This is a genomic window from Sporosarcina trichiuri (assembly GCF_030406775.1).
Taxonomy (GTDB): domain Bacteria; phylum Bacillota; class Bacilli; order Bacillales_A; family Planococcaceae; genus Sporosarcina; species Sporosarcina trichiuri.
Genome location: NZ_CP129119.1, coordinates 2,055,424 through 2,072,438, shown reverse-complemented (window position 1 = coordinate 2,072,438; position 17,015 = coordinate 2,055,424). Strand labels below are relative to the sequence as shown.

Below are 17,015 nucleotides of genomic sequence, written 5' to 3'. Positions count from 1 at the left end.
ACTGATCACAAAAGGGAGGTGAACGAAACGTGGAACACAAAAATCCGAGTTGGGACTTATTCGGTATCACTTTCAACCCAGCCAACATCATGATGCTCTTCGTCACATGCCTCATCGTCTTCATCATTGCCGTGCTTTCCACAAGGAAGCTGCAGATGAAACCGACCGGCATGCAGAACTTCATGGAATGGATCATGGACTTCGTCAAAGGGATTATCAAGAACAACATGGACTGGAAAACAGGGGGCCGTTTCCACGTACTCGGCATCACGCTGATCATGTTCGTGTTTGTAGCCAACATGCTTGGTCTGCCGTTCTCAATCCATTGGGATGGCTACCTGTGGTGGAAATCACCGACAGCCGATCCGGTCATCACGATGACACTCGCCGCGACGGTCGTCATCCTGACGCACTATTACGGGGTGAAGATGCTTGGGGTCAAAGGGTATTTCAAGACCTACATCCAGCCGATGCCGTTCCTGGCACCGCTGAAAGTCATCGAGGAATTTGCAAATACGCTGACACTCGGTCTGCGTCTTTACGGTAACATCTTTGCAGGGGAGATTCTGATCGGCCTGCTTGCAACACTCGCAGCCGGCAGTATCGGCGGCTTCCTCGGAGCCATCATACCTGCACTCGCCTGGCAGGGATTCTCGGTGTTCATCGGGGCGATCCAGGCATTCATCTTCGTTATGTTGACGATGGTTTACATGTCACACAAAGTGTCTGCAGACCACTAAACATAAAGCCCGTCTTCGGGTGAACACGCACCACCAAACCAAACAATACTAGGAGGAAATAACACTATGACAGGTTCACTTGGTCTATTAGCAGCAGCTATCGCAGTTGGTCTTGGCGCACTCGGCGCTGGTATCGGTAACGGTTTGATCGTCTCACGTACAGTTGAAGGGATCGCCCGCCAGCCGGAAGCACGCGGTGTCCTTCAGACAACAATGTTCATCGGTGTCGCGTTGGTCGAGGCATTGCCGATCATCGCTACAGTTATCGCGTTCATCGTCATGAACAAATAATCTGTACCTTAACTTACAAGTTATGTACCGTAACGGGATAGGGCCGGGGCTGCCTTGTGCGGCGGTCCCGACAGCCTGTCTGACTCCCCTTTGGTATGTAACCACTTTATAACAAAACGAAACAATGGCGGAGAGCGGGAACAGTACGATCTTGCGCCATTCATTTATGTAACAGGCGGCATGCCGCTGCACCAAACCGTTTGACTTGCAAACGTAAGTTTCTGAAGGGAGTGAAACAATCGTGTTTTTGGATACCTTCGTCCTTTTGTCATCGAATCCTGATGCAGGGTTCCTGGCCAGCCTGAACAACCGGCTGAATCTTGGGGACATCATTGCCACTGTCATCTTCTTCACGATCCTCATGCTTCTCTTGAAGAAATTCGCATGGGGTCCGCTGATGGGCATCATGAATCAGCGTGCTGAGCTGATTGCCAACGAAATCGAAGCGGCTGAAAAGAGCCGTGCCGAATCACAGAACGTACTCGAAGAGCAGCGCGCTCTTTTGAAAGAAGCACATACAGACGCACAATCGATCATCGAAAACGCGAAGAAGCAGGGCGAAGCGACACGCGAAGACCTCGTCCAGACGGCACGCGCTGAAGTGAGCCGCATGAAAGAGAACGCTGCACGTGAAATCGCTACGGAGAAAGAGAAAGCGATCGCCGCTGTCCGCGAAGAGTTCGTCTCTCTCTCGATCATGGCCGCGTCCAAAGTACTCGGCAAAGAAGTGTCCGAGGAGGATAACCGCGAGCTGATCGAAGAAACGATTGTGAAGGCAGGGGAAGGCCGATGAGCCGATCAATCGTCTCGGAACGCTATGCTGCCGGGCTGTTCAAAGCAGCGATGGCGCAGGGCGCTCTCAAAGAAGTCCATACAGACGTCCGTGAATTGCAGAAGGCGCTCGAAACCGGCCGCGGCTTCATGGAACTCATGAGCCTGCCGCAAGTATCGCTTGAAAAGAAACATTCACTGATCGCTTCCGTCATGCCGGGTGCGCACCAGCTCCTGCTGAATGCGCTGAACGTCATGCTGGACGCAGACCGTATGGAAGAACTGCCAAGTGTCCTGGAAGAATTCAACGAACTTGCAAACGACGCAGCCGGCATCGCCGAAGCGACCGTCTATGCAACCCGTGAACTGACAGAGCAGGAACAAACCCGAATTTCCAGCGCGTTCGCCGCACGAGTCGGCAAACAGTCGCTTCATCTTACAACGATTATCGATCCGTCCCTGATCGGCGGCATCCGCCTTCAGATCGGCAACCGAATCTTCGACAGCAGTCTCAGTACTAAACTGGCTTCACTGCAGCGTACGTTGATCGGCTAAAATTTTGAAAAATGAGGGGTGACATACATGGGCATCAAAGCTGAAGAAATCAGCACACTGATCAAGCAGCAGATCGAGGGCTATCAGTCTGAGATGGAAGTTAGCGAAGTCGGTACCGTACTTACAGTCGGTGACGGTATCGCCCGTGCTCATGGTCTCGACAATGTCATGGCCGGTGAACTCCTTGAGTTCTCCACTGGTGTGCTGGGTATGGCACAGAACTTGGAAGCGAACAACGTAGGTATCGTAATCCTCGGACCATACACAGACATCAAAGAAGGCGATGAAGTACGTCGTACAGGCCGTATCATGGAAGTACCGGTCGGAGAGGAATTGGTCGGACGCGTCGTCAATTCACTCGGACAGCCGGTGGACGGGCTCGGCCCGATCCAGACAACGAAAACACGTCCGATCGAAAGCCCGGCGCAAGGCGTCATGGCCCGTAAATCGGTCGACGAACCGCTTCAGACAGGTATCAAAGCGATCGACGCACTCGTTCCGATCGGCCGCGGCCAGCGTGAGCTGATCATCGGAGACCGTCAGACGGGTAAGACGACCGTCGCGATCGATACGATCCTGAACCAGGCAGATCAGGACATGATCTGTATCTATGTAGCGATCGGACAAAAGGAATCGACCGTCCGCTCGGTTGTTGAAACGCTCCGTGAACACGGCGCACTCGACTACACGATCGTCGTCACGGCATCGGCATCACAGCCGGCTCCATTATTGTACCTGGCACCATACGCAGGAATCACGATGGGTGAAGAGTTCATGTTCCAGGGCAAGCACGTCCTGATCGTGTACGATGACCTGTCGAAACAGGCTGCGGCCTACCGTGAACTTTCCCTGCTCCTTCGCCGTCCTCCGGGCCGTGAAGCATACCCGGGTGACGTCTTCTACTTGCACTCACGCCTTCTTGAGCGTGCGGCGAAACTGAACGACTCCCTCGGCGGCGGTTCCATCACGGCACTGCCATTCGTCGAAACGCAGGCGGGCGATATCTCCGCGTACATCCCGACGAACGTCATCTCGATCACGGACGGCCAGATCTTCCTGCAGTCCGACCTGTTCTTCTCGGGCGTGCGCCCGGCGATCAACGCCGGACTCTCCGTATCCCGTGTCGGCGGATCCGCGCAGATCAAAGCGATGAAGAAAGTCGCGGGTACCCTGCGTCTTGACCTCGCTGCATTCCGTGAACTCGAAGCGTTCTCCGCATTCGGTTCGGACCTCGATCCGGCAACGGCTGCGAAACTCCAGCGCGGATACCGGACGGTCGAAGTACTGAAGCAGGACCTGCATAAGCCGCTCAAAGTCGAGTATCAGGTCGTCATCCTGTACGCACTGACCCGCGGATTCCTCGACGATATCCCGGTCAAGGACATCCAGCGCTTCGAAAGCGAAATCGATATGTGGCTTGAAAGCAACCACACGAACATTTTGGAAACCATCCGTACAACGAAAGGGCTTCCTGCAGACGACGAATTTGCAGCAGCCATCAATGAGTTCAAGAAGAACTTTGCGGTTTCTGAATCGTAAGACTCGGCTGCAATACGGACAACGGACTAAAAAAAGGTGGTGAATAGCCAATGGCCTCATTACGCGAGGTGGAACAGCGTATTAAATCGACGAAGAATACACGGCAGATCACGAAAGCGATGCAGATGGTGTCCGCTTCCAAGCTGAGCCGTGCAGAAGCGAACGCCAAGCAGTTCGTCCCCTACATGGACAAGATCGAAGAAGTGGTCGGCTCCATCGCATCCGCGACGCAGGGATCCAGCCACCCGATGCTCGTGACCCGTCCTGTCAAAAAGACGGGCTACATCATCGTGACGTCCGACCGCGGACTCGTCGGAGGATACAACTCCCACATCCTGCGGAAAGCGAAACGCGCCATCGAACAGCGTCACGCGTCGAAAGACGAAGTGTCCCTGTTCGTCATCGGGAGCAAAGGGACCGAGTTCTTTGAACGGCTCGGTTTCGAGGTGGAGGAGAGCCTTGTCGGCGTCTCCGATCACCCTTCGTTCGAAGAGATAAAAGACATCGCGAATAAAGCTGTTGGCATGTTCACGGAAGGCAATTACGATGAATTGTACTTATACTACAATCATTTCGTCTCCGCCATCTCCAACGAACCGACGGAACGGAAATTGCTTCCGCTTACCGACCTGGAAACATCCGGCGTGAGCTCCTCTTATGAATTCGAGCCTTCTGCGGAAGTCATCCTCGAATCCCTTTTGCCGCAATATGCGGAGAGCCTCATCTACGGAGCGGTCCTCGACGGTAAAGCGAGCGAACATGCTTCCAGTATGACAGCGATGAAGACTGCAACCGATAATGCAACAGACTTGATAGATGATTTGACGCTCGTATTCAACCGTGCCCGTCAGGCAGCGATCACCCAGGAAATCACGGAGATCGTCGCAGGCGTCGCCGCGCTCGAATAACAGCGATTACCAGAACGTACCAGTACGACAGGAGGGAATAGCATGAGCAAAGGACAAGTTCTTCAGGTTATGGGTCCGGTCGTTGACGTCCGTTTCGCGGACGGTCAGCTGCCTGCGATCTATAACTCACTGAAAGTCCAGATCAATCGCCCGGGTGCTGAAGCGGAAACGCTGACGCTGGAAGTGGCGCTTCACCTTGGGGACGATTCCGTACGTACGATTGCGATGTCCTCCACAGACGGTCTGAGACGCGGCGAGGAAGTCACCGATATGGGTGCGCCGATCTCAGTTCCAGTCGGAGACGCGACACTCGGACGTGTATTCAATGTGCTGGGTGAGGAGATCGATCTGCGCGAGCCCGTTCCGGCGGACACACAGCGCGACCCGATCCACCGCCAGGCACCAACATTCGAAAACCTTTCGACGAAAGTCGAGATCCTCGAGACAGGCATCAAAGTCGTCGACCTGCTCGCTCCGTATATCAAGGGCGGTAAGATCGGCCTCTTCGGCGGTGCGGGTGTAGGGAAGACCGTACTGATCCAGGAACTCATCAACAACATCGCACAGGAACACGGCGGTATCTCCGTATTCGCAGGTGTTGGGGAGCGGACACGTGAAGGGAACGACCTGTACTTCGAAATGACGGATTCCGGCGTTATCAAGAAAACGGCGATGGTCTTCGGTCAGATGAACGAGCCGCCTGGTGCGCGTATGCGTGTTGCACTGACGGGTCTGACAATGGCGGAATACTTCCGTGACGAACAGGGCGCTGACGTTCTGCTCTTCATCGATAATATCTACCGTTTCACACAGGCCGGTTCCGAAGTATCCGCGCTGCTCGGCCGTATGCCGTCCGCGGTTGGATACCAGCCGACACTTGCAACGGAAATGGGTCAGCTCCAGGAGCGGATCACTTCCACGAACAGAGGATCCGTCACATCGATCCAGGCGATCTACGTCCCTGCCGATGACTATACGGACCCGGCTCCGGCAACGACGTTCGCCCACCTTGACGCGACGACGAACCTGGAGCGTAAACTATCCGAGATGGGGATCTACCCTGCCGTTGACCCGCTCGCGTCGACATCCCGCGCGCTAAGCTCGGACGTTGTCGGTAAAGAGCACTACGAAGTGGCGACGCAAGTCCAGGAAACGCTCCAGCGCTACCGTGAACTGCAGGATATCATCGCCATCCTCGGTATGGACGAACTGAGCGAAGACGACAAGCAGGTCGTGGACCGTGCGCGCCGTATCCAGTTCTTCCTGTCCCAGAACTTCCACGTGGCAGAGCAGTTCACAGGCCAGAAAGGATCCTATGTACCGGTCTCTGAAACAGTAGCCGGCTTCAAAGCGATCCTCGAAGGCAAGTATGACCACCTGCCGGAAGATGCATTCCGTCTCGTCGGACGCATCGAGGAAGTTGTGGCGAAAGCGAAAGAAATGGGCGTAGAAGTCTAATATAAGGGACCAGGAGGGAAAGTCATGAAGATAAAAGTCAATATCGTCACTCCCGACGGCCCTGTCATGGAAACAGAAGCGGATATGGTCATAGCGGTCACCGAAACCGGCGAACTGGGCGTCCTGCCCGGTCACATCGCCATGGTGGCACCGCTCGACATCGGCGCGCTGCGTCTGAAGAACGGCAATGAAACCGATCACGTCGCAGTCAACGGAGGCTTCCTTGAAGTCCGTCCTGACGTCGTGACCGTCCTTGCCCAGAGTGCGGAGCTTGCTTCGCATATCGACTTGGCGCGTGCCGAAATGGCGCGCAAGAAGGCGGAAGTCGCTCTTCAGCAGAAGACGAACGCACTGGAAGCCAAGCAGGCGGAACTCAGTCTGCGCCGGGCCATCAACCGCATCAAAGTTTCCGGCATGTAAGGCGGATCACACCGAATCGGGCAGAAGGGTTTCCTTCTGTCCGGTTTTTTAGCGTACAAACCAACCCGGACAGCATCCGGGCAGGCAGGGAGAGACGAAGCATATGGATATCTACGGGGTCAATCCGCTCCTTGCGATCGGATCTCACATCTTTTTCATCGGCATCTCATTCTACGCGCTGCAGGCCATCATGCCGCAGGCGATCATCCGCAAGAACCGGGTCTTCCAAACCCAGCTGCTGTATATACTGCTGAGCATTGCCATCGGTTCGGCCGTATCGAATTTCTTTTTGGACATATCCTACTGGTCAGGGAGGCTGCCGTTCTTCTTCGGCTGATTCGTCTGATCGCCGCGCAGGCATACATGCCTCCGGGGCGATCAGACGAACTATCAGCGTATCGGCAGCAGACAGCTGGGATGCGGCGGAATTATTCTAATTCAATGAGAAAGGTTTACTCGGGACGGCGGTCGGGAAACCAAACGACTGTAACCTCCTTGTAATATTGGAGGGAAAAAGAGTAAGCTATTCACCCACACGGATCTTCTTAGGCATACATATCATGGACTGAGACGGTCTTTTGTCGGAAACAGTCACAATGACGCTTGTGAACCGATGCGGTACGTTGTACAATGGACTGAGTTTGGTTGATTTTTCTATCAGATTACTAATTTAAGTTTTCATCGATACACAATGACTTTGACAATGACACGGGAACGAATTATAACTTTGAGTCGGAGGGGCTTGTTTTGGATAAAATTATTATTAATGGTGGACGGCAGCTGCACGGGACGGTGCGCGTGGAAGGGGCTAAAAACGCAGTACTCCCGATCCTTGCCGCTGCCCTGCTTGCAACGGAAGGTGTAAACATCATTCGGGAAGTGCCGAATCTGTCGGATGTCCGCACGATCAACGAAGTGCTGAAAAGCTTATATGCGAAAACGGACTATAAGCCGGAGGAAGGCGAGCTGATCATCGACTCGACCGAGACACTGACGAGCGAAGCACAGTTCGAATACGTCCGTAAAATGCGTGCATCCATCTTAGTAATGGGTCCTCTGCTTGCACGCAATGGGTTTGCACGCGTGGCAATGCCCGGCGGCTGTGCGATCGGATCACGTCCGATCGACCAGCACCTGAAAGGCTTCGAAGCGATGGGCGCTGAAATTTCCTTTGGACACGGCTTCGTCGAAGCACGTGCGAACGGCGGCTTGAAAGGCGCCAAGATCTATCTCGATTTCCCGAGTGTCGGAGCGACTGAAAACATCATGACAGCTGCCGCCCTCGCGAAAGGGACGACGACGATCGAAAACGCCGCAAAAGAGCCGGAGATCGTGGACCTTGCGAACTTCATCAATGAGATGGGCGGCCGTGTGATCGGTGCCGGTACTGATGTCATCCGTATCGAAGGGGTGCCGTACTTGAAAGGCGCTGTCCATAATATCATCCCGGACCGCATCGAAACAGGTACATTCATGGTTGCTGCAGCGATCACAGGCGGAGATGTGACGATCGAAAACGCTTTGCCTGAGCACAATGCTGCCCTGATTTCCAAACTGCAGGAAATGGGTGTCGTGATCACCGAGCTTGACGAAGGCATCCGCATTACGGCCGAGCACCCGCTGAAGTCGGTCGATTTGAAGACGATGCCGCACCCTGGATTCCCGACAGATATGCAGTCCCAGATGATGGCACTCATGCTGAAAGCTGAAGGAACAGGCGTCTTGACGGAAACCGTATTCGAGAACCGGTTCATGCATGTGGAGGAATTCCGCCGCATGAATGCCGACATCAAAATCGAAGGCCGTTCCGTCATCATGAACGGACCATCGAAGCTGCAGGGCGCTGAAGTGGCAGCGACCGACCTGCGTGCTGCTGCCGCCCTCATCTTGGCCGGCCTCGTCGCAGACGGCGTGACACGTGTCACGGAGCTCGTCCACCTGGACCGCGGGTACGTCAATTTCCATCACAAACTGAAAGCACTCGGCGCGGACATCGAACGCGTTTCTTCCCAATCCGAAACAGCAGATTCCGAAATCGTGCATTCATAATACTATTGGCTGTCCTCCATCACCGGGGGACAGCTTTTTCATTGGATGGAAACAGCAGGGCGCCCAGCTGACTGCTGCGAATAAGCTAGGGCTGTGCTGCATAGAATGCGGCATGGACAAACGATTAGCAGCAGTATTCATCATCTTGCTCTTTTTCATTCCGATCTTGCTGAATGCCAAGGACAAACCGCCGGACCGCGCGTCGGCAACCCCCGGACCGGCTGTATGCCAGGCCGAGATTACAGTGGAAGGAGAGGACAAGCCCCTGCAGCTGGAAGAGTACATCATCGGCGTCGTCGCTTCCGAAATGCCGGTGTCCTACTCGCCGGAAGCCCTCAAGGCGCAGGCGATCGCCGCGCGGACCTATGCCCTGAAGGAAACGGCGGAAGGGACGAAACCGATCGGCCGCGATGTCAGCGCACAAGTCTATTCCAGTGAGAAGCAGCGGAAAGAACGCTGGGGCAAGGCGTTCAAGGAGAACGAAAAGAAAATACGGGATGCTGTGGAGGCCACAGCGGGCAAAGTCCTCGTACACGAGGATGAAATGATCACTGCCATGTTCTTCTCCACGTCGAACGGCCAGACGGAAACCGCCGAGAACTTCACAGGCAGCCCGATCCCGTATTTGCAGAGTGTGGAGAGTCCGGACGAACAGACGGTCTCCGAGGAGATTGAGCGCAAGAAGGACATGCCGCTCAGTGAATGGAATGCAAAGCTCGGGGTTTCATGGAAAGAAGCTGATTTCCGCGCACTCCAGCTGGTCCGCAACGAAACAGGCCGTGTCCAGAAAGTCATATCGGGGACGGCTGAATTCACCGGCCGGGATATCCGTGAACGCCTCGGGCTCGCCTCCACCGATTTCAACATCGGATTCGATGTGACCAACAAGGTCGTCCATATTACGACGAAAGGGTACGGCCACGGCGTCGGCATGAGCCAGAACGGCGCAGAAGCCTATGCCAAGAAGGGCTGGACTGCCGAGCAGATCGTCGGACACTACTATACCGGGACGCAGATAAAAAAATTCGAGAAGCCGGAAAGCGAATGTTTAAAAACACCGTAACTTGCAGAGAATAGCGAGTGAGGTGATCATAATGGGAGAAGAAAAAAAACCGAAAGCCCCTTCTCAGAAAAACAAGAGCACGAAAAGCAACTGGTTCTGGCCCGCCGTCTATGCAAGTTTCGCTGTGTTGTTCGTTGGAATGGTCTGGGGATACAATGCACTGAATAAGACGGAAGCACCGCAGCAGGCTGCAGTCGAGAAAGAAACAGGCAAGGACAAAGGAGGCGTCACCGTTGAAACGAACGCCAAAGCCGAGAATCTGAAGTATCCATTCAAGGAAGACCTGCTTGACCAAGTCGCTATTTTACAAGATTTCTACGATCCGGAAGCTGACGCAGCCACACGTGAAAACGCATTGCTCGTCTTCAAGCAGCAATACGTGACGAACGAAGGTGTGACACTGTCCGTCGGCGGCCAGCCATTCGAAGTCGTCGCAGCCATGAGCGGGAAAGTCGATAAAATTATTTCCGATCCGTTCCAAGGCGACGAAATCGTACTCTCGCACAAAGACGGCCTGAAGACGATCTACCGCTCCGTCACCGGCATCCTGGTGAAAGAGGGCGACGAAATCCAGCAAGGTGAAGTGCTCGCGACAACGGCGGAAAACGAATGGAACGCAGCTGCCGGCATCCACCTGCACTTCGAAGTCCAGAAAGACAACGTCGCGGTCAACCCGCATTCGTTCCTGGCTTTCCAATAACCACATCCAGCCTGCCCCCTCCGGCAGGCTTTTTTGCGTGCGTCGGTGAAGCGCTCCACTCGACGACCGACCCGCCCGTTTCGGAGATGAACCCGCCCGTTTCCAGCAGCAACCCGCCCGTTTCAAGGTTGAACCCGCCCAATCCGGTGTCCGACTCGCCCGTTCCGTCATGCAACCCGCCCGTTCCAGCATCCAACCCGCCCGATTCCGCCGAACTCCCCAGGGTGCCTGTGCACGGCAGCCATTCGCGTCCTTCCGCGAATTGTGGCGTGCACAGACACCCTGTTCGAGACAGCGCCACACACCCCATCTCGCGGGGAACCATCATTGCCAGGCAGTCACCCGCTCGCGCATCATGCCCTTCACCAAATCAAAACCAAGACTGACTTGTCGGGCTCCGCTGCCGCTGCGCCTTTTCTGTTAGTGCCGTCGTCGGAGCGAGCGACGGCGCTCAAGCAGGGGAGAGAACCGCTCAAGCAAACTACACAACCGCTCAAGCAACCACACACCAACGACCCAGCACCCAGCCCCCAAAAGGAATACACCCCCAGCCTGCCGCATACAGTGAAAGAACAAATGGACGACGAGAAAGGAAGAGGGTGTGCACGAACAAATTCGGAGGCGCAGCGTTCGCCTCGGCAACCTGCTGATCGAAACGGGACTCACGGTGCGGGCACTCGCAAAAGCAACGGGCTACTCGAAAAGCACGATCCACAAAGACCTGACGGAACGGCTGCCCAACATCGATTCCGCTTTATCGGAAGACGTCGCCAAGGTGCTGGCCTACCACAAATCCATCCGCCATCTGAGAGGCGGCGAAGCTACACGCCAGAAATGGAAAATGGAACAGCAGAAACTGATCGAAACCGACACAAAAGCGGACTAGCGGCACAGCTGGTCCGCTTTTTCGCGGGGATTTCTGGAAGGCGGCCGGACAGCCCTGGCCGAGTGCGCCAAATCAGCGAAATTCGGCACTTAATATGTTCTTTTGGAGAACATTGTGATAAAATGTTAAGTTAGGAGAACGTGTAAATTTCCAATTTACCGGCCGGACGAACGGAAGGGGCAGGGATGAGATGTTTGCGAAAGATATCGGCATTGACCTGGGTACATCCAATGTACTGATACATGTGAAAGGAAAAGGGATCGAACTGAACGAACCATCCGTGGTCGCAGTCGATCCTGCAGCGAAAAGCATGGTGGCGGTCGGGGAGGAAGCGCACCTGATGATCGGCCGCACCCCCGGTAATATCCAGGTCATGCGTCCCTTGAAAGACGGTGTCATCGCTGATTTCGACAGCACCGAAGCGATGTTGAAAGGGTTCATCGACCGGCTGAAGGTGAAAGGCTGGTTCTCGAAGCCCCGCATCCTGATCTGCTGCCCGACCGATGTCACAAGCGTCGAACAGAAGGCCATCAAGGAAGCCGTCCAGAAATCGGGTGGCCGCCAGGTGTTCCTGGAAGCTGAACCGAAAGTCGCAGCAATCGGCGCCGGCATGGATATCTACCAGCCGAGCGGCAACATGGTCATCGACATCGGCGGCGGGACGACGGACGTCGCAGTGCTCTCCATGGGGGATATCGTCACCTCCGCATCCATCAAGATCGCCGGCAATACGTTCGATAACGATATCATCCAATCCATCAAGAAAAACCATAAATTGCTGATCGGGGAACGCACCGCTGAAGACGTCAAAATCGCCGTCACGTCGCTGTTCCCGGGCGGCGAAGAAAAAGAGCTGGCCATCCGCGGGCGCGATCTTGTCTCCGGACTTCCGCGCACAGTGACCATCACGTCGAAGGAGGTCAGCGATGCGATGGAGGAATCGGTCGCCTGGATCCTCCACACCGCGAAGAACGTGCTCGAGAAGACACCGCCGGAACTGTCCGCGGACATCATCGACCGCGGCATCATCCTTACAGGGGGCGGCGCACTGCTCCGCGGACTCGATCAGCTGCTTGCAGAAGAGCTCAAAGTACCGGTATTCACAGCAGAGGATCCGCTTGCCTGTGTGGCGAAAGGGACAGGCATCATGCTCGACAGCCTGGATAAAAAACGCAGGAAATCTTGAAGACAGCAGCCACTGGACCATTTGCATCACAGCACAAAGGAGGCGGAGCGGATGTTCCGTGGATTCTATACAGCCGGTTCCGGCATGATTGCACAGCAGCGCAGAACCGAAATGCTTTCAAATAATATGGCGAACGCCAATACCCCCGGATTCAAGGCCGAGCAGTCATCCATCCGGTCATTCCCGGAAATGCTTCTGTCCAGCCTCGAGACGGCGAAGATCCCGGTCGAGAACCGGTTTCAGATGAAAGGGCTGCGCCCGGTCGGTCAGCTGTCCACCGGGACGTACATGCAGGAGACAGCCCCGCTGTTCATGCAGGGCCAGCTCCGCGAAACGGAACTGACGACGGATATCGCCCTCATCGACGGCTCACTGCCTGTCGATGAAGAAACAGGACGTCCGGGCGCCGTATTCTACACACTCGAAGGGCCGGGTGGGGAACGGGCCTACACGAAAAACGGGAACTTTGCCCTCAACGCGGAAGGCTACCTGACGAATGCTTCCGGAAACTACGTACTCGATGACCGCGGTCAGCGTATCCAGCTGCCGGACGATGACTTCGATGTTTCGCCTGAAGGCGTCATCTCCTATGGCGGCGCCGGACAGGGCATCCGTCTCGGCATCGGGTTCGCCGCACAGCCGGAGACGCTCGCAAAGCGTGATAACGGTCTGTTCTATGCATCAGAGGACCTGCCGGACGCAGCAGATACAGACGGCGTCACCTATTCGTTCCAGCAGGGGTTCGTCGAACAGTCGAATGTCGATGCCGCCCGCACGATGACGGATATGATGACGGCCTACCGCGCGTTCGAAGCGAACCAGAAAGTGCTTCAGGCGTATGACCGCAGCATGGAAAAAACGGTGTCCGAAGTGGGCCGGGTCAATGGCTGACCGCGTCCGCTGCATGAGTGAAAGGAGTCAACCGAGATGATCCGAACGATGACAACAGCTGTCAACACCATGAACCAGCTGCAGAACAATATCGATATGATCGGCAATAACCTGTCCAACCTGACGACACACGGCTATAAGGCGAACCAGGCGAGCTTCCAGGAGATGCTCTACCAGCAGTTCAATAATGACAAGGCGGACAAGGCACCGCGCGAAACGCCTGCAGGCATCCGCTATGGTGTCGGTGCGATGCTTGCCCAGACGCAGATGAACTGGAAAGTCGGCACTCTTCAGCCGACGGACCGGAATCTCGACTTTGCGCTGACGGAGCCGAAACAGTATTTCAATGTACTCGCAGGAGGGGAGACCGTCTACACGCGCCAGGGGAACTTCTACCTGTCGCCTGACGGGAACCGGATGGCGCTCGTCGACGGGGAAGGCAATGCAGTCGCGGACAGTGCCGGCAGACCGATCTCCTTCACCGGAACGGTTGCTGACTTCGAATTGCGGGACGGCGGTGTGCTGACGGCAAGACGGGCGGACGGCACGGAACAGACGGTCACCCTGGGCATCACACGCATGGAGCGGCCGAACCTGATGACGCGGCTGTCGTCGACACATTTCAAAGTGCCGGACAATCTGGATGAACTCGGCGTCACGGAAGCGGATATTTTAACAGAACTTACTGGAGCTGCGGAATCGGAGATTGCCATCCGGCAGGGGGCGCTCGAAGGTTCCAACGTGGACTATCAAAAAGAAATGACAGACCTCATCAACGTCCAGCGATCGTATCAATTCAACTCACGTACGGTCTCCATCGCTGATCAGATGCTCGGCCTGGTCAACAACATCCGGTGAGCGAAGTGGGGAGCATTGATATGACCGAAGAGAAACGAATCACAAGCACACCGGCAGAAACACCGGCAGAATCGTCGCAAAAACCGATCATGAGCCGCACGGAAGCAAGAAGAGCGCATGCCGCAACCGTTGCCGAGACAGCAGCGGAACAGGAGAAGCCGGTGCGCAGCAGACGGAGCAAAGAGCCGTATGCCGGACAGACGGTTCCTGAAACACGGAACGAACGGCCGGCAGCCGCGAACGCACAAGCAGACGAAGAAGCGGCGGATGTGAAACCGGTCCGCTGGGTGCAGATCCGCATCCTGCCGATCTATGTCCGTGTCCTGCTCGTCATTTTGTTATTAGCTGTGGCAGTCATTGCCGGCGCGATGATCGGCTACAGCATCCTCGGGGACGGTCCGGCCGGTGATGTCTTCCAAAAAGAGACATGGACGCACATTTTCGATATCATGAACGGGAAAGAATAGTATACGCCAAAGGGGGAATTCCATGCTGACAGCTGAACAGATCCAGGCTATCATCCCGCACCGCTACCCATTCCTGCTCGTCGACCGCATCCTCGAAGTCGAAGCGGGCGTACGGGCGGAAGGATTCAAGAACGTAAGTGTCAATGAAGACTATTTCAACGGCCACTTTCCTGGATATCCCGTCATGCCGGGTGTCCTGATCGTCGAAGCGCTGGCCCAGGTCGGTGCGGTCGCGATCCTGCAGAAGGAAGAGAACAAAGGCCGTCTGGCATTCTTCGCGGGCATCGACAACTGCCGTTTCAAGCGCCAGGTCGTGCCGGGGGACGTGCTGCATCTGAAAGTGGAAATCACACGGATGCGCGGATCGATCGGCAAAGGGCATGCGGTGGCAACTGTGGAAGGTGAAGTCGCCTGCGAGGCGGATATCACATTCGCACTCGGGGCAAAAGAGGACTGAACCGGTTAAAAGTTGCAACCGATTCCAGTATCCGATAAAATTTCAAGTAATGCAGTACGGAAATCGGCCTGTGCAAGAGCTGCACAGCAAGCTGATCAGACATGCCGCAAGCGGCATATGTACACTGTGGGAGGTACGAAACGAGAATGTTCAAAAGTCTTTCACCCAACCTGAAGAGCAGCATCACGAGGTCGATCACACAGACCTTTGAACAATACATGGCAGAAATCGGATGGGATCCCGACCGGTATGACATGAATGATTTCATGAAACGGTGGAGCGAGTACATCACGAAAAAAGCACTGTGGTATGAAAAGATACCGGATGACGTCAAACTGTCGGCGGAATTCCATGAAGACATCGCAACGCGTATCAACGAAGTGATCCGGAAAGTGCTCAGCGAACCGCCATCCGAAGAACAGATCGCCTCCATCCAGCAAATGCAGGAAAAGCTGGAGACGCAGTACTTCTACGAGTGCAAAGCGGAAGCGGCCTACGTGGAGTCAGAATTGAAAAAACGGGTGGACGCATAAGAAATCACGGATAGTTCCCCTTTTCCAGGCCAAGCTATGACAGATGGCTGAATGGAGAGGAGGGAACTTTTTATGTGGAAAAAAGCGATACCGCTGGCGGCAGCGGGGTTCCTGCTGACGGCGTGCGGCAACAATGACAACGATGCAATGCCGGACAATGACGAAACACCGATGGAAGACCTGGACCGCCGGACGGACGACTGGACGCCGGAAATGGATGCGGACAATCCGGACGGTACAGCTGGCCCGAATCTGGATGGCGTGGAAGAGGCACGTCCGGAAAACGGTGACGACAACCTGCTCAACAATGGCGGGATGGACGGCGATGGTACGCTTAAAGGCAACGGCAACGCAGAAGGCGATGACTGGGGCGCGAACAGTACGGAGGACGGCGACAACACGGCGGGCACCGGAAACAACGGCGGCTCCCCGAAGAAAGACGACAAGAACGGCATGAAATAAGGAGCGGCACGACGCACTTATTTGGAATGCGGATACAAAAAAGGGCTGTCCGGCACAACAGATCACTGATCTGCCCGGACAGCCCTTCTTCCATGTATTAGGTCTTCTTCTTCAGACGCGGACGCGACCGCATGTCATGCTCGAACCGCTCCAGCAGCTCCGGTCCCTCCAGCCCGCTCTCCATCAGTTCACCCAGCAGCTGTTCTGCATACTCGCTCCGCTGCCGCTTCAGCCGTCCCTTCAGCAATACGGACAGCCTGTCTCCGATCTGCTGGACAGTATCGATCGCCAGCAGGAATGCAGCCGGTTCGTTCTCGGGATAGGAAATAACCACTTTTGCTTCGAGCAATTCCTCGTTGGTCTGCAGTTTCTCGAACCGCTCCTTGAGCGAAGCGTCCAGGAACAGTTCCAGTATCCACATCCGATGGCTGTTTTCCTGATTGATGATGATGCCGTCAAGCAGCGGCAGCTCTTCTGCCTGGTCGTCCGCGAGAAAGTTGAACGATATCATTTTGAATGTTTTCATCCCCTCTGCAGCCCCCTTTTCCACCCAGTATACCATAGCGGAAATAAACTTTTTCAAAAATGGTCAAAGCCGAATTATCATGGAAACGAGACAATTGCCAAACCTCCTGCCAGCCATGAAATTTGTCGTATCGTCTGGAATCGGGCATGCCAAACTTCAAGTTTGACCTGAAAAAGACCATCAAATCCCCGAAATGCCTAGTTGTGCAGAAAAACGGAACATCGTATAGTCAAGGCAGCTTAAAAGAGAGGAGGG

22 protein-coding genes are annotated in these 17,015 nt (G+C 55.2%); 20 read left to right on the top strand and 2 right to left on the bottom strand.

The window, feature by feature from the left end:
* The first annotated feature begins 29 nt into the window (after positions 1 to 29).
* The 12 genes from atpB (at position 30) to QWT68_RS10430 (ending at position 10,494) form a co-directional block, all read left to right on the top strand.
* The gene (gene atpB / locus QWT68_RS10485) at positions 30 to 740 is read left to right on the top strand and encodes a F0F1 ATP synthase subunit A (RefSeq protein WP_290148299.1); all 711 of its coding nucleotides are present in this window, start codon (positions 30 to 32) and stop codon (positions 738 to 740) included.
* Between the two features lie 66 nt (positions 741 to 806).
* Entirely contained in the window at positions 807 to 1,031 is a 225-nt protein-coding gene (gene atpE / locus QWT68_RS10480; protein WP_040287550.1) for a F0F1 ATP synthase subunit C, read from the top strand.
* A 241-nt stretch (positions 1,032 to 1,272) separates the two neighbouring features.
* Positions 1,273 to 1,824, top strand: a complete 552-nt coding sequence (atpF, locus tag QWT68_RS10475; protein ID WP_431312206.1) for a F0F1 ATP synthase subunit B — start codon at positions 1,273 to 1,275, stop codon at positions 1,822 to 1,824.
* Positions 1,821 to 2,357 (top strand): F0F1 ATP synthase subunit delta, encoded by a 537-nt coding sequence (locus QWT68_RS10470; protein WP_040287549.1) that lies wholly within the window; start codon positions 1,821 to 1,823, stop codon positions 2,355 to 2,357. The genes atpF and QWT68_RS10470 overlap by 4 nt, the downstream gene beginning before the upstream one ends.
* Positions 2,358 to 2,384: 27 nt before the next feature.
* Entirely contained in the window at positions 2,385 to 3,896 is a 1,512-nt protein-coding gene (gene atpA / locus QWT68_RS10465) for a F0F1 ATP synthase subunit alpha (protein WP_040287548.1), read from the top strand.
* A gap of 50 nt (positions 3,897 to 3,946) precedes the next feature.
* Positions 3,947 to 4,804, top strand: a complete 858-nt coding sequence (gene atpG / locus QWT68_RS10460) for an ATP synthase F1 subunit gamma (RefSeq protein ID WP_040287547.1) — start codon at positions 3,947 to 3,949, stop codon at positions 4,802 to 4,804.
* Positions 4,805 to 4,846: 42 nt separating this feature from the next.
* Positions 4,847 to 6,262: a F0F1 ATP synthase subunit beta gene (gene atpD / locus QWT68_RS10455; protein WP_290148297.1), complete on the top strand. Its 1,416-nt coding sequence runs from the start codon at positions 4,847 to 4,849 to the stop codon at positions 6,260 to 6,262.
* Between the two features lie 24 nt (positions 6,263 to 6,286).
* Positions 6,287 to 6,682 (top strand): F0F1 ATP synthase subunit epsilon, encoded by a 396-nt coding sequence (locus QWT68_RS10450; RefSeq protein WP_040287545.1) that lies wholly within the window; start codon positions 6,287 to 6,289, stop codon positions 6,680 to 6,682.
* A gap of 103 nt (positions 6,683 to 6,785) precedes the next feature.
* The gene (locus QWT68_RS10445; protein ID WP_040287544.1) at positions 6,786 to 7,019 is read left to right on the top strand and encodes a DUF1146 family protein; all 234 of its coding nucleotides are present in this window, start codon (positions 6,786 to 6,788) and stop codon (positions 7,017 to 7,019) included.
* 410 nt (positions 7,020 to 7,429) lie between these two features.
* Positions 7,430 to 8,731, top strand: a complete 1,302-nt coding sequence (gene murA, locus QWT68_RS10440; RefSeq protein WP_040287543.1) for a UDP-N-acetylglucosamine 1-carboxyvinyltransferase — start codon at positions 7,430 to 7,432, stop codon at positions 8,729 to 8,731.
* 112 nt (positions 8,732 to 8,843) lie between these two features.
* The gene (gene spoIID / locus QWT68_RS10435; RefSeq protein ID WP_290148295.1) at positions 8,844 to 9,794 is read left to right on the top strand and encodes a stage II sporulation protein D; all 951 of its coding nucleotides are present in this window, start codon (positions 8,844 to 8,846) and stop codon (positions 9,792 to 9,794) included.
* 31 nt (positions 9,795 to 9,825) lie between these two features.
* The gene (locus tag QWT68_RS10430) at positions 9,826 to 10,494 is read left to right on the top strand and encodes a M23 family metallopeptidase (protein ID WP_040287541.1); all 669 of its coding nucleotides are present in this window, start codon (positions 9,826 to 9,828) and stop codon (positions 10,492 to 10,494) included.
* Here the strand turns inward: QWT68_RS10430 and QWT68_RS10425 are convergent.
* Positions 10,463 to 10,690, bottom strand: coding sequence for a hypothetical protein (locus QWT68_RS10425; RefSeq protein ID WP_290148294.1), 228 nt, complete (start codon positions 10,688 to 10,690; stop codon positions 10,463 to 10,465). The genes QWT68_RS10430 and QWT68_RS10425 overlap by 32 nt on opposite strands.
* Before the next feature lie 405 nt (positions 10,691 to 11,095).
* Here QWT68_RS10425 and QWT68_RS10420 point away from each other — a divergent pair, with 405 nt between their 5' ends.
* The 8 genes from QWT68_RS10420 (at position 11,096) to QWT68_RS10385 (ending at position 16,234) form a co-directional block, all read left to right on the top strand.
* Positions 11,096 to 11,380: a sporulation transcriptional regulator SpoIIID gene (locus QWT68_RS10420; protein WP_040287539.1), complete on the top strand. Its 285-nt coding sequence runs from the start codon at positions 11,096 to 11,098 to the stop codon at positions 11,378 to 11,380.
* Positions 11,381 to 11,570: 190 nt separating this feature from the next.
* Positions 11,571 to 12,566, top strand: coding sequence for a rod shape-determining protein MreB (gene mreB / locus QWT68_RS10415; protein ID WP_290148292.1), 996 nt, complete (start codon positions 11,571 to 11,573; stop codon positions 12,564 to 12,566).
* A gap of 51 nt (positions 12,567 to 12,617) precedes the next feature.
* Entirely contained in the window at positions 12,618 to 13,457 is an 840-nt protein-coding gene (locus QWT68_RS10410) for a flagellar hook-basal body protein (protein WP_290148291.1), read from the top strand.
* A 36-nt stretch (positions 13,458 to 13,493) separates the two neighbouring features.
* Positions 13,494 to 14,315, top strand: coding sequence for a flagellar hook-basal body protein (locus QWT68_RS10405; protein WP_290148290.1), 822 nt, complete (start codon positions 13,494 to 13,496; stop codon positions 14,313 to 14,315).
* Positions 14,316 to 14,335: 20 nt separating this feature from the next.
* Positions 14,336 to 14,782: a DNA-directed RNA polymerase subunit beta gene (locus QWT68_RS10400; RefSeq protein ID WP_052461892.1), complete on the top strand. Its 447-nt coding sequence runs from the start codon at positions 14,336 to 14,338 to the stop codon at positions 14,780 to 14,782.
* Between the two features lie 22 nt (positions 14,783 to 14,804).
* On the top strand, positions 14,805 to 15,239 hold the full coding sequence (gene fabZ, locus QWT68_RS10395; protein ID WP_040287535.1) for a 3-hydroxyacyl-ACP dehydratase FabZ: 435 nt from the start codon (positions 14,805 to 14,807) through the stop codon (positions 15,237 to 15,239).
* Between the two features lie 146 nt (positions 15,240 to 15,385).
* A complete protein-coding gene (locus QWT68_RS10390; protein WP_290148288.1) occupies positions 15,386 to 15,772 on the top strand; it encodes a hypothetical protein in 387 nt (128 codons plus the stop codon).
* A gap of 72 nt (positions 15,773 to 15,844) precedes the next feature.
* Positions 15,845 to 16,234 (top strand): hypothetical protein, encoded by a 390-nt coding sequence (locus QWT68_RS10385; protein ID WP_290148287.1) that lies wholly within the window; start codon positions 15,845 to 15,847, stop codon positions 16,232 to 16,234.
* Positions 16,235 to 16,331: 97 nt separating this feature from the next.
* On the opposite strand, the gene QWT68_RS10380 is transcribed toward QWT68_RS10385, so the two are convergent.
* Positions 16,332 to 16,760, bottom strand: coding sequence for a YwpF family protein (locus tag QWT68_RS10380; protein ID WP_040287532.1), 429 nt, complete (start codon positions 16,758 to 16,760; stop codon positions 16,332 to 16,334).
* Positions 16,761 to 17,015 lie beyond the last annotated feature (255 nt).